The sequence below is a fragment of the Quadrisphaera sp. INWT6 genome, from assembly GCF_015390235.1.
Lineage (GTDB): Bacteria > Actinomycetota > Actinomycetes > Actinomycetales > Quadrisphaeraceae > Quadrisphaera.
The window spans coordinates 265,011-277,495 of sequence record NZ_VUOH01000002.1; the positions used below are offsets into that span (position 1 = coordinate 265,011).

At 75.4% G+C, this 12,485-nt stretch carries 10 protein-coding genes; 1 reads left to right on the forward strand and 9 read right to left on the reverse strand.

Features of this window, described 5'->3' with window-relative positions; translation table 11 throughout:
* Nucleotides 1–38: 38 nt before the first annotated feature.
* From lysA to gabT, 6 genes are all read right to left on the reverse strand, one after another.
* Nucleotides 39–1,457, reverse strand: a complete 1,419-nt coding sequence (lysA, locus tag F1641_RS06230; RefSeq protein ID WP_194903700.1) for a diaminopimelate decarboxylase — start codon at nt 1,455–1,457, stop codon at nt 39–41.
* 43 nt (nt 1,458–1,500) lie between these two features.
* Entirely contained in the window at nt 1,501–3,177 is a 1,677-nt protein-coding gene (argS, locus tag F1641_RS06235) for an arginine--tRNA ligase (protein ID WP_194903703.1), read from the reverse strand.
* A gap of 9 nt (nt 3,178–3,186) precedes the next feature.
* Complete coding sequence (locus tag F1641_RS06240) at nt 3,187–3,582, reverse strand: response regulator (protein ID WP_206690685.1); 396 nt, start codon at nt 3,580–3,582, stop codon at nt 3,187–3,189.
* An 85-nt stretch (nt 3,583–3,667) separates the two neighbouring features.
* Complete coding sequence (locus tag F1641_RS06245; RefSeq protein ID WP_206690687.1) at nt 3,668–5,182, reverse strand: NAD-dependent succinate-semialdehyde dehydrogenase; 1,515 nt, start codon at nt 5,180–5,182, stop codon at nt 3,668–3,670.
* Complete coding sequence (locus F1641_RS06250) at nt 5,179–6,489, reverse strand: Glu/Leu/Phe/Val dehydrogenase (RefSeq protein WP_255514296.1); 1,311 nt, start codon at nt 6,487–6,489, stop codon at nt 5,179–5,181. Before F1641_RS06250 ends, F1641_RS06245 begins: the two co-directional genes overlap by 4 nt.
* A 5-nt stretch (nt 6,490–6,494) precedes the next feature.
* Nucleotides 6,495–7,886 carry a 4-aminobutyrate--2-oxoglutarate transaminase gene (gene gabT, locus F1641_RS06255; RefSeq protein ID WP_255514297.1) on the reverse strand — a complete coding sequence of 464 codons (1,392 nt, stop codon included), beginning with the start codon at nt 7,884–7,886 and terminating at the stop codon, nt 6,495–6,497.
* 190 nt (nt 7,887–8,076) lie between these two features.
* Here gabT and F1641_RS06260 point away from each other — a divergent pair, with 190 nt between their 5' ends.
* Nucleotides 8,077–8,961, forward strand: a complete 885-nt coding sequence (locus F1641_RS06260; RefSeq protein WP_194903707.1) for a LysR family transcriptional regulator — start codon at nt 8,077–8,079, stop codon at nt 8,959–8,961.
* Between the two features lie 60 nt (nt 8,962–9,021).
* On the opposite strand, the gene F1641_RS06265 is transcribed toward F1641_RS06260, so the two are convergent.
* From F1641_RS06265 to F1641_RS19740, 3 genes are all read right to left on the reverse strand, one after another.
* Nucleotides 9,022–10,413, reverse strand: a complete 1,392-nt coding sequence (locus F1641_RS06265) for an NAD-dependent succinate-semialdehyde dehydrogenase (protein ID WP_194903709.1) — start codon at nt 10,411–10,413, stop codon at nt 9,022–9,024.
* A complete protein-coding gene (locus F1641_RS06270) occupies nt 10,410–11,924 on the reverse strand; it encodes an APC family permease (protein WP_255514299.1) in 1,515 nt (504 codons plus the stop codon). Before F1641_RS06270 ends, F1641_RS06265 begins: the two co-directional genes overlap by 4 nt.
* A gap of 65 nt (nt 11,925–11,989) precedes the next feature.
* On the reverse strand, nt 11,990–12,379 hold the full coding sequence (locus F1641_RS19740; RefSeq protein ID WP_206690690.1) for a universal stress protein: 390 nt from the start codon (nt 12,377–12,379) through the stop codon (nt 11,990–11,992).
* Between the last annotated feature and the right edge of the window lie 106 nt (nt 12,380–12,485).

Below are 12,485 nucleotides of genomic sequence, written 5' to 3' on the forward strand. Positions count from 1 at the left end.
CCAGCCGCCAGCCGTCGGCCGTCGGCCGTCGGCCGGTGTCAGCCGACGTCGAGGGCCAGCAGGTCGTCCTCGGTCTCGCGGCGAACCAGCACGCGGCTCTCGCCGTCGCGCACGGCGACCACCGGCGGGCGGGGCACGTGGTTGTACTGGCTGGCCATGCTGTGGCAGTACGCGCCGGTGGCGGGCACCACGAGCAGGTCGCCCGCGGCGACGTCGTCCGGCAGGAACGCGTCCTTGACCACCACGTCGCCGCTCTCGCAGTGCTTGCCCACCACGCGCGACAGCACCGGGGCCGCGCCCGACCGTCGCCCGCCGAGGGAGGCGGAGTAGTCGGCGTCGTAGAGGGCGGTGCGGATGTTGTCGCTCATGCCGCCGTCGACGGCCACGTAGCGGCGGTGCAGGCCGCCGTCGAGCGCGACGTCCTTGGTCGACCCGACGCGGTACAGCGTCACGCCGGAGGGACCGGCGATGGCGCGGCCGGGCTCGACCGACACCTTCGGGACGGCGATGCCGAGCTGCGCGCACGCGGCGGTGACGACCTCGGCCATGCCGCGGGCCAGCGCCGTGGGCGGCAGCGGCGCGTCCTGCGTGGTGTAGGCGATGCCGAAGCCGCCGCCGAGGTCGATCTCGGGCATCTCCACGCCGTGCTCGGCGAGCACCTGCGCGTGCAGGCCGAGGAGCCGGCGGGCGGCCACCTCGAAGCCCGACACGTCGAAGATCTGGCTGCCGATGTGGCTGTGCAGCCCGCGGAGCTCCAGCTCGGGGCGCGCCAGCACCCGGCGGACCGCCTCGGCCGCCTGCCCCGACGCCAGCGACAGCCCGAACTTCTGGTCCTCGTGGGCCGTGGCGATGTAGTCGTGGGTGTGCGCCTCGACGCCGACGGTGGTCCGGATGAGCACGCCCTGGCGCACCCCGGCCTCGCGGGCGGCGTCGGCGGTCCTGTCGATGTCGTGGAAGCCGTCGACGACGACCTTGCCCACGCCCGCCCGCACCGCGCGGCGGACCTCGTCGTCGGACTTGTTGTTGCCGTGCAGCAGCACGTGCGCCGGGTCGGTGCCGCCGCGCAGCGCCACGGCGAGCTCGCCGCCGGTGCAGGCGTCGTAGCGCAGGCCGTCCTCGGCGAGCCAGCGCGCCACCGCGGTGCAGGTGAAGGCCTTGGCGGCGTAGTAGACGTCGGCGCCGCCGCACGCGTCGGCGAAGGCCTCGGCGAACGCGTCGCGGAAGGCGGTGGCGCGGGCCCGGAAGTCGGCCTCGTCGACCACGTACGCCGGGGTGCCGTGCTGGGCCGCCAGCTCGGTGACGGGCACGCCCCCGACGCTGATGACGCCGTCGGCGCCGCGCCGGGCGCTGCTGGGCCACAGCTGGGGCAGCAGGTCGTTCGCGTCGTCGGGCTCGGTCAGCCAGCCGGGGCCGCCGAGTCCGGCGGCGTGCTGGGGCCCGGCGGGGTGAGCTCTCACTGGTCGGTCTCCGCTGCTCTGGGGTGCACGGTCGGGTGCGCGGTCACATGCGGTCGGGCGCGCCGACGCCGAGCAGGTCCAGGCCGTTGGCCAGCACCGTGCGGGTGGCGTCGTTCAGCCACAGGCGGGTGCGGTGCACGTCGGTGACGGCCTCCTCGCCCATGGGCGTCACGCGGCGCTCGTCGTACCACTTGTGGTAGCTGCCGGCGAGGGCCTCGAGGTAGCGGGCCACGCGGTGCGGCTCGCGCAGCTCGGCGGCCTGCGCCACCACTCGGGGGAAGTCGCCGATGGCGGCCAGCAGCGCCGACTCGGTGGCGTGGTCGAGCAGCGACGGGTCGAACCCGTCCTCCGTGCGCACGCCCAGGTCGCGGGAGTTGCGGCCCACGCCGGAGGTGCGCGCGTGGGCGTACTGCACGTAGAAGACGGGGTTGTCGTTGGTGCGCTTGACCAGGAGGTCGAGGTCGACGTCGATCTGGGAGTCGACGCTGGAGCGCACCAGCGCGTAGCGGGCGGCGTCGACGCCGACGGCCTCGACCAGGTCCTCCATGGTCACGACGGTGCCGGCGCGCTTGCTCATCCGGACCGGGACGCCGTCGCGCACGAGGTTGACCATCTGGCCGATGAGCACCTCGACCACGTCGGGGTCGTCGCCGAAGGCCGCGGCGGCGGCCTTGAGCCGGGCCACGTAGCCGTGGTGGTCGGCCCCGAGCAGGTAGATGCACAGGTCGAAGCCGCGGGCGCGCTTGTCGCGCAGGTACGCCAGGTCACCGGCGACGTAGGCGGGGTTGCCGTCGGACTTGATGACGACGCGGTCCTTGTCGTCGCCGAACTCCGTCGAGCGCAGCCACCAGGCGCCGTCGGCCTCGAAGAGGCGGCCCGAGTCCTTCAGCTGCTGCACCACGGTCGCGACCGCGCCCGAGGAGTGCAGGGAGTCCTCGTGGAAGTAGACGTCGAAGTCGACCCGGAAGTCGTGCAGGCTCTTCTTGACCTCGTCGAACATGAGCGCCACACCGCGGCTGCGGAACGCCTCGAGGGCCTCCGGCTCAGGCAGGTTCCGCGGGTCGCGCCCGTCGGCCGCCAGCGCGTCCGTGACGATCGTGGTGGCGATCTCCTCGATGTAGTCGCCGCCGTAGCCGTCCTCGGGGGCGTCCTGGCCGTTGGCCCGCGCCAGCAGCGAGCGGGCGAACCTGTCGATCTGCGCGCCGTGGTCGTTGAAGTAGTACTCGCGCGTCACGTCGGCGCCGGCGGCCTGGAGCACGCGGGCGAGGGAGTCACCGACCGCCGCCCAGCGGGTGCCGCCGAGGTGCACCGGACCGGTGGGGTTGGCGGAGACGAACTCGAGGTTCACCTTCCGGCCGGCCAGGGCCCCGGTGCGCCCGAAGGCGGGCCCGGCCTCGACGACGGCGCGGGCGAGCTCGCCCGCCGCGGCGGCGTCGAGGGTGACGTTGAGGAAGCCCGGCCCGGCGACGTCGACGCTCTTGACCCCCGCGACGGAGGCCAGCCGCCCGGCGACCACCTCGGCGACCTGGCGCGGGGGCAGACCCGCGGGCTTGGCCAGCTGCAGGGCCACCGACGTGGCCCAGTCGCCGTGGTCGCGGTTGCGCGGGCGCTCGACCCTCACGGACTGCGGCACGGCCGACGCCGGCAGGGCCAGCTCACCAGCGTCGACGGCCTCCTGCAGGCAGGCGCGGACGGCGGCGGACAGCTCCTCGGGGGTCACACCCCCAGGTTACCGGCGCACGGAGGGGCGACCGCCGAGCGCCAGGTCCTCCACGACCTCCACCAGCGCCTCGGGCTCGAACGGCTTGGAGACCAGCGCGTCGACGCCCACCTGGCGCGCCCGCGCCTGCTGGTGGGCCTGCACGCTGGCGGTCACCATCACGACCGGCAGGTCGGCGAGGGCCGGGTCGCGCCGGATCTCCGCGACCGCGCTCCAGCCGTCCCGGGGCTCCATCACGGCGTCCATGGTCACGACGTCGACGGCGGGGGCCGAGGCGTCGCGCAGGCGCGCCAGGCACTCGTCGCCGTCGGCCGCCTCCTCGACCTCGTGGCCCTCCATCTCGAGGTTCAGGCGGATGAGCATGCGGATCTGCGAGGTGTCGTCCACCACCAGCACCCGGGCCACCCCGTGACCGTAGGGGCCGCTGCCGCTGGGCGCCCACCGGGCGCCGGAGACCCTGCCGTCCGGCGGGCCCCACCAGCGACGGGTCTCACCAGGCGACGGAGAGGTACTGGGTCTCGAGGTACTCCTCGACGCCCGCGCGGGCGCCCTCGCGGCCGATCCCCGACTGCTTCACGCCCCCGAAGGGCGCCGACGGGTCCGAGACGAGGCCTCGGTTGACCCCGACCATCCCGGCCTCAACCTCCTCGGAGAACCGCAGCGCCTCGCCGAGCTCGCCGTAGACGTAGGCGGCGAGCCCCATCTCGGTGCCGTTGACCCGCGCCAGCAGGCCGTCCCACCCGCTGCCGGCGCCCCAGGAGTCGTCGAAGACGACGACCGGGGCCACGGGGCCGAAGACCTCCTCGGTGAGGACGTCGGCGTCCGCGGGGACGTCGACCAGGAGCACCGGCGCCACGAAGTGGCCGCGCAGCCCCTCCGGGACGACGGCGCGGGCGGCGACCCGGGCGCCCTGCGCGAGCGCGCCGTCGACGAGCGCCTCGACGCCCGCGCGCTCCCGCGCCGAGATGAGCGGACCCACCTGCGCACCCGAGCTGGCCGGTCCGACGGTGAGCGACTCGACCGCGGCGGCGAACCGCGCCGTGAACTCCTGGGCGAGGCCGTCGTGCACGTAGAAGCGGTTGGCGGCGGTGCACGCCTGGCCGCCGCCGCGGAACTTCGCCGTCATCGCGCCCGCGACCGCGGCCTCGACGTCGGCCCCCGGCAGCACGACGAACGGGGCGTTGCCACCCAGCTCCATCGAGGTGGTGACCACGCGGTCGGCGGCCTGGCGCAGCAGCGTCCTGCCCACCCCGGTGGAACCGGTGAAGGAGAGCTTGCGGACCCGCGCGTCCGCCAGCCAGGTGCCCACCACCTCGCCGGGGTCGGTCGTCGGGACGAGGTTCACGACGCCCTCGGGCACGCCGGCCTCGGCGAGCAGGCGCACCACCGCGATGGCGGTCAGGGGGGTCTGCGCGGCCGGCTTCAGCACGACGGTGCAGCCCGCCGCCAGCGCGGGAGCGATCTTGCGCGCCGCCATCGCCGCGGGGAAGTTCCAGGGCGTCACCAGCGCGGCGACGCCCACCGGGCGGTGCGTGACCACGGTGCGGGTGCCGCCGGCCGGGGAGGGGCCGAAGTCGCCGTGGGGCCGCACGGCCTCCTCGGCGTACCAGCGGAAGAACTCCGCGGAGTAGAGGACCTCGCCGCGGGCGTCGGCCAGCGACTTGCCGTTCTCGGCCGAGACGAGCGCGGCGAGGGCGTCGGCGTCGCGGACGAGCAGCTCGAAGGCGCGGCGCAGCACCTCGGCCGGCTCGCGCGGCGGGGTGCGCCGCCACCCGTCGAAGGCGGCGGCGGCGGCGTCGACGGCCGCGGTCGCGTCGGCGGCGGTGCCGTCGGCGACGTGCGCGAGCACCTCGAGGGTCGCCGGGTCGTCCACGGGGAACGCACCGCCGCCGGCGAGCGCGCGACCGCCGACGAGGACGCCGCGCGCGGGGTCGATCTCCGCGAGCAGGAGCGCCGTGCCACTGCTCGCGGGTGCTGTCGTGCTCGCGGGTGCCGTCGTGCTCACGGGTAGAGCCCCCTCAGGACGTGCGCCTCGGTGACGCGCTGGACGGCGAGGCTGGTGGCGGCGGCGCGCAGGTCCACGCCGTGGCGCTGGGACTGGGCGAGCACCTGGTCCCAGGCGGAGGTCATGCGGTCGGCGAGCCGCGACTCCACCTCGTCCTCGGACCACCAGTACGCCTGGTTGGCCTGGACCCACTCGAAGTAGGACACGATCACGCCGCCGGCGTTGGCGAGGATGTCCGGCACCACGAGCACGCCCCGCTCGGCGAGCAGGGCGTCCGCCGCCGCCGTCGTCGGGCCGTTGGCCCCCTCGACCACGAGCCGGGCGCGGACGTCGGCGGCGTTGCCCTCGTGCAGCACGCCCTCGACGGCCGCCGGCACGAGCAGGTCGACGTCTGCGGCCAGCAGCTCCTCCCCCGTGACCCGGACGCCGCCCCGGAACCCGGCGACCGAGCCGGTGGCGTCGACGTGGGCCTCCAGGGCCGCGACGTCCAGCCCCGGCCCGCCGGCGCCGTCGAGGGCCGCCACGGCCCCGTCCTGGTCGCTGACCGCGCGCACCGCGACGCCGGCCTCGGCGAGGAAGCGCGCGGTGCCGCGACCGACCTTGCCGAAGCCCTGCACCGCGGCCGTGCTCCGGCGCGGGTCGAGCCCCAGGTGGCCCAGGGCGGCCAGCGCCACGTGGACCACGCCGCGGGAGGTGGCCGAGGCCCGGCCCAGCGACCCGCCGAGCGCGACCGGCTTGCCCGTGACCACCCCGAGGACGGTGTGGCCGGCACCCACGGAGTAGGTGTCCATCATCCAGGCCATCGTCTGCTCGTCGGTGCCCACGTCGGGGGCGGGCACGTCCTGGGTCGGGCCGATCAGGGGGGAGATCTCGCTGGTGAAGCGGCGGGTGACGCGCTCCAGCTCGGCGGTGGAGCACTGGCGGGGGTCGATGCGCACCCCGCCCTTGGCGCCGCCGTAGGGCACGTCCAGCAGGGCGCACTTCCACGTCATCCACATCGCGAGGGCGCGCACCTCGTCGAGGTCGACCTGCGGGCTGAAGCGCACCCCGCCCTTGCCCGGGCCGCGGGAGTAGTTGTGCTGCACGCGGTGGCCGGTGAGCACCTCCACGGACCCGTCGTCGCGGCGCAGCGGGATGCTGACGGTGACCTCGCGGCGCGGGGCGGCCAGCAGCTCGTAGGTGCCCCGGTCGTAGCCGAGCAGCTCCACGGCCGCCGCCAGCTGGGCCCGGGCGTCGGCCAGGGTCGCCGCGCCGCCCACAGGCCGGGCCGCGGCGGGTGCGGCCGGCGCGGACGCGCGGTCCTCCAGGGCGGTCACCGGGTGCTCGCGGACGTCGCGGCGAAGGCGGCGTCGAGGACGTCGAAGGCGTCGTGCAGCAGCTCGTCGCTGATGGACAGGGGCGGCAGGAAGCGCAGCACGTTGCCGGCGGTGCCGCAGGTCAGCACGATGACGCCCTGGGCCTTCGCGGCCGCCGCGACGCCGGCCGCCAGCGCGGGGGCGGGGGTGGTCCCGTCCTCGCCGACCAGCTCCACGGCGAGCATGGCGCCGCGGCCGCGGACGTCGCCGACGCGCGGGTCGCGCTCGGCCAGCGCGTGCAGGCGGCCCTTCACCAGCACCTCGACGTCGCGCGCCCGCTGGAGCAGGCCGTCGGTCTCGACGGCCTCCAGCGCCGCGAGCGCGGCGGCGCAGGCCACGGGGTTGCCGCCGTAGGTGCCGCCGAGGCCGCCGGTGTGCACGGCGTCGACCAGCTCGGCGCGGCCGGTGACCGCCGAGAGCGGCATGCCGCCGGCGACGCCCTTGGCCACCACCACGAGGTCGGGGACGACGCCCTCGTGGTCGCACGCGAACCAGTCGCCGGTCCGGGCCACGCCGGTCTGGACCTCGTCGGCCACGAAGAGCGCGCCGTTCTCGCGGCACCAGGCGGCCAGCGCGGGCAGGAAGCCCGGGGCGGGCTCGATGAAGCCGCCCTCGCCCTGGACCGGCTCGATGACCACGCAGGCGACCTGGTCGGCGCCGACCTGGGCCTCGATGACGCGGACCGCCCGCTGGGCGGCCTGCTCACCGGTCATGCCCTGCGGGTCGCGGAAGGGGTAGCTCGTGGGGGCGCGGTAGACCTCGCCGGCGAAGGGCCCGAAGCCGGACTTGTAGGGCATGGCCTTGGCGGTCATGGCCATCGTGAGGTTGGTGCGGCCGTGGTAGGCGTGGTCGAAGACGACGACGGCGTCGCGGCCGGTGGCGTGCCGGGCGATCTTCACGGCGTTCTCCACCGCCTCAGCGCCGGAGCTGAACAGGGCGGTCTTCTTGGCGTGGTCGCCCGGGGTGACCTCGTTGAGCTTCTCGGCCACGGCGACGTACGGCTCGTACGGGGTGACCATGAAGCAGGTGTGGGTGAACGCCGCCACCTGCTCCTGGACGGCGGCCACCACGGCGGGGTGGCTGGCACCGACCGTGGTCACGGCGATCCCGGAGCCGAGGTCGACGAGGCGGTTGCCGTCGACGTCCTCGACGACCCCTCCGCCGGCGCGCACGGCGAAGACCGGGACCGTCGTGCCGACGCCGCTGGCCACGGCGGAGGTCTTGCGGTCCATCAGCGCGCGCGAGCGGGGTCCGGGCAGCTCGGTGGCGAGGTGCCGCGACTGCGGCAGGTCACCGGCAGCTGCCGGGGCGGCGGCGGGCCGGCTGGTCGGAGAGGTGGGGTCGGCCAGCTGCGTCACGGAGGGTCTCCTCGTCGAGGTCCGGTGCGGGCGGACGGCCCGCCGTGCCCGTCCAGCGTGCGAGCCGCCGCCCCATGCCGTCCAATGCCGGTCCGGCCGATCCTTCATGCCCTGCGGGCATGGGAGTGGTGGTGACCGGTCGCGCTGGACGGCGGCGCCGCTGCCGTGGCACAACAGCCCGGTGGAGCTGCGCACCCTGGGCTACTTCGTCGCCACGGCCGACGCCGGCACGGTCAGCGCCGCCGCCGAGCGGGTGCACGTGACCCAGCCGTCGCTGTCGCGCCAGCTGCGGGCCCTCGAGCGCGACCTCGGCGTCGACCTCTTCGAGCGGGGCGCGCGCCGCATGGAGCTCTCCCCCGCCGGACGGGCCCTGCTCCCCCGTGCCCGGGCGCTGCTCGACGACGCCGACGCGCTGCGCCGCGCCGCCCGCGTGCACGCCCGGGGGGCGCTGGAGCGCGTGACGGTGGCGGCGCCCGCCACCACGCTGACCGACGTCGTCTCGCCCTTCCTCACGACCCTCGCGCCGGACGACCCGGTGCCGTCGGTCCTGGAGACCGACGGCGCGTCGGCCCAGGAAGCGCTGCGCGCGGGAGCGGACCTCGTCATCGTGGCGGGCCGGCCGCCGCGCCCCCTGGCCTCGCGGGCGCTGCCGCCGCTGCCGGTGTGGGCCTACCTGCCCGCCGACCACCCCTGGGCCGGCCAGCAGCGCGTCGGCCTGGTGGTGCTGGCCGAGCAGGCCCTGGTCGTCCTGCCGGTCACCCACCCGGCCCGGCGGGTGCTCGACGCAGCGCTGGTGACGGCGGGGCTCGACGCCCCCCACCTGCTCGAGGTGGGCAGCGGCACGGTGGCGCAGGCGCTGAGCGCCGCGGGGCGCGGCATCGCCGTCGTCTCCGACGACCCGCGCTTCGACCTGGCCCGCGCGGCCGTGGGGACCGACGCCGACGGGGACGACGAGCTGCGCGTGCGGCTGCACTGCGCGTGGGACCCCCGCCACCCCGCCGCCGACGTCCTGGCGGCCCTCGCGGCGCGGATCAGCGACTTCGTCCTCGCCCGCTACCCCTCGTGATCATGGGCCTCCAGAACTCGGGGTGCTCCGGAGGCCCATGACCACGGCCGTCGAGGCGGGTCAGCCGGCGGTGCGGACGAGCTTCTTGTTGACGAACTCCTCCGCGGCCAGCAGTCCCATCTCGCGGGAGGTGCCGCTGCGCTTCACGCCGCCGAAGGGCAGCTCCGGGGAGTCGGCGAGCACGCAGTTCACGAAGACCATGCCGGCCTCGATCCGGTCGGCCACCCGCTCGGCCTGCGCGGCGTCGGTGGTGAAGACGTACGAGCCGAGGCCGTAGGGGGTGTCGTTGGCGAGCTCGACGGCGGCGTCCTCGTCGGCGACGCGGTAGACGACCGCGACCGGGCCGAACAGCTCCTCGGTGTAGGCGGGGTTGCCCGGTGCCACGTCGGTGAGCACCGTCGGGGCGTAGAAGGCGCCGTCGCGGGTGCCGCCGGTCACCAGGGTCGCGCCCGCCGCCACCGCGCGGTCGACCTGGTCGGCCAGGCGCTCGGCGGCGGCCAGCGAGCTGAGCGGGCCCAGGTCGGTGCCGTCGGCGAACGGGTCACCGGTGGTCGCCGCGGCCATCGCGGCGGTGAGCTTCTCGACGAACGGCTCGTAGAGGTCCTCGACCACCACGAACCGCTTGGCGCCGTTGCAGGACTGCCCGGTGTTGTCCAGGCGCGCCGCCACGGCCTGCTCCACCACCGCGTCGAGGTCGTCGGTGGACAGCAGCAGGAACGGGTCCGAGCCGCCCAGCTCCAGGGCCACCTTCTTGAGGTGGCGCCCGGCGACCTCGGCCACGGCCGCCCCGGCGCGCTCGGAGCCGGTGAGCGACACGCCCGCCACGCGCGGGTCGCCGATCACGGCGGCGGCCTGGTCGTTGGACAGGCGCACGTTCAGGTACGCGCCGGCCGGCACCCCCAGCTCGGCGGCGGCGTCGTCGAAGGCCTTCTGGATGAGCTCGGCCGAGACCGGGCACTGCGGGGCGTGCTTGAGCAGGACCGTGTTGCCCACCACGAGGTTCGGACCGGCGAAGCGGGCGACCTGGTAGTACGGGAAGTTCCACGGCATGATCCCGAGCAGCGGGCCCAGCGAGGCGCGGCGCACCACGGCGGTGCCCCCGCCGCCCAGCAGGTCGATGGGCTGGTCGGCGGTGAGCTGCTCGGCGCGGTCGGCGTAGTACTCGTAGATGTCGGCGGCGAAGTCGACCTCGCCCAGGGCGGCCTCGCGCGGCTTGCCCATCTCGCGCACGATCGCGTCGGCCAGCTCCTCGCGGCGCTCCCGGTGCAGCTGCGCCACGCGCCGGACCAGCTCGCCCCGCTGCGCGGGGGTCGACGACCGCGACCAGCCGCGGTGCGCGGCGTCCACGGCGGCGAGCGCCGCCTCGACCTCGGCGTCGGTGGCGGTCGGGTACGCGTCGCCCTCCTCGCCGGTGGCGGGGTTGACGACCCGGTACTCGCTGGACTGGCTCATGCGTGCTCCCTGTCGGTGCTGGCGGGGACGAGGTCGGTGGTGCTGTCGCTGCGGCGCAGCGTCTCAGAGCGGAAGAAGGCCGGGCGAGCCAGGCGCTGGGCGACCATCAGCACGGCGCCCAGGCCGATGACGCCGACGCCGAGGAGGAACACCAGCCCGACCCCGCCGACCGACGAGCCGCTGCCGTACTCCGGGTCGGTGCTGTCGACGAGCGTGGTGACGAACAGGACCGCCAGCACCACGCCGCCGACCAGCGGCGACACCAGGGTCAGCAGCGCGCTGCGCACCGAGTCGAACCACTGCCGGCGGAAGTACCAGACGCACGCGAAGGCGGTGGCGCCGTAGTAGAAGCAGATCATCATGCCGAGGGCGGTGATGGTGTCCCACAGCACGTTCTCACTGACCACGCGCATCACGGCGTAGAACGCGGAGGCGACGACGGCGGCCGCGACGGTGGCGTTGCCGGGGGTGAAGAAGCGCGGGTGCACCCTGGCGAACCACGTCGGCAGCGCGCCGTAGTGGCCCATCGCCAGCAGCGTGCGCGCCGGTGACACGAAGGTCGACTGCAGCGACGACGCCGAGCTGGTGAGCACCGCCAGCGACACCAGCGCCGCCAGCGGCCCGAGCACCGGACCCGCCAGCGCGAAGAAGGCGTTGTCCTGGATGTCGGGGTTGCCCAGGCCGTGGCCGGTCTCCCCCGTGCCGGCGAAGGACAGCAGCGAGACCGCGAGGAGCAGGTACACGGTGAGGATGACGACGACCGTGACCGTGGCGGCCCGCCCGGGCGTGCGGTCGGGGTCCTTGGTCTCCTCGTTCATCGTGAGGGTGACGTCCCAGCCCCAGAAGATGAAGATCGACAGGGACAGGCCCGCGGCCAGCGCCGCGGTGCTCGGCACCGCGGTCGGGTCGAACCACTCCAGCGAGACCGGCTCGCTGCCGGGCTCACCGGTCGCGGCGCGGTAGAGGGCGACGCCGGCGAAGAGCACCAGGACCAGCAGCTGGAAGCCGACCAGGGCGTACTGCAGCCGCTGCGTGGTCTGCATGTCGCGGTAGGCGACGGCGGTGGCCCCGGCCATGAACGCGAGGCAGACCAGCACGTTGACGGCGGTGTTGGAGGCCAGGTCGGCGAGCCCCGCGTTCCCGCTCACCTGGGCGAGCAGCAGGAAGAGGAAGTCGACGGCGATGCCCGCGAGGTTCGACAGCACGAGCACCGTGGCCGCCACCAGGCCCCAGCCCGCCATCCACCCGACCCACGGCCCGAGGGCGCGGGTGGCCCAGGTGAAGGTGGTGCCCGAGTCGGGCATGGCCCGGTTGAGCTCCCGGTACCCGAGCGCCACCAGCAGCATCGGCACGAAGCCGACCAGCACGAGCGCCGGCACCTGGTAGCCGACCTCCGAGACGGTCGGACCGAGCGCGGCCGTCATCGTGTACGCGGGGGCGATGCACGACAGGCCGATGACGACGGCGCCGACGAGGCCCACCGTCCCGGCGCTCAGCCCCTTGCTCGACAGGCCGCCGTCGGCGGCCGGGGGTGCGGGCTCACCGCTGCGACCGACCGGTGCTGCTCCACGAACGCTCACGAGCGACCTCCCTGGGGACGGGTCCGGGGCACGACGACGACGGGGACCGGCACGGCTCGGAGCAGCCTGGCAGCCGTGGCCCCCAGGAACAGCCGGTGGGGCGCCGCGAGCCGGCTGGACCCCACCACCACGACCTCGCCGGGGAGCCAGGCGAGGTCGCTGATGGCGTCGGCGACGTCGCGGCCGCGCACGAGGAGCGCGTCCTCCACGAGGGCGTCGGGCACGGACGCGCGGGCCTCGTCGAGGACGTGCCGCAGGTGGGCGTCGGCGGTGTCGGCCACCACGACGCGGTCGAGGCGCCCCGGCAGGTCGAGCACCTGCAGCGAGACCAGGCGGAGCGGGGCACCCGCGGCGCGGGCCAGCGCCAGGCCCTCCTCCAGCAGCACGTCGGCACTCCCCCGTCGTCGTCCTCGGCCCCGGCCGCCCCGTCGCCCACCGGCACGACGACGACGGGGAGGTCAGCGCTGTGGAGCAGCTCGCTCGCCGCGGTGC

Bases quoted from the DNA above. Each gene is read 5' to 3' on its own strand.
- F1641_RS06265 (WP_194903709.1), bottom strand. From the start codon at position 10,413: ATGAGCCAGTCCAGCGAGTACCGGGTCGTCAACCCCGCCACCGGCGAG.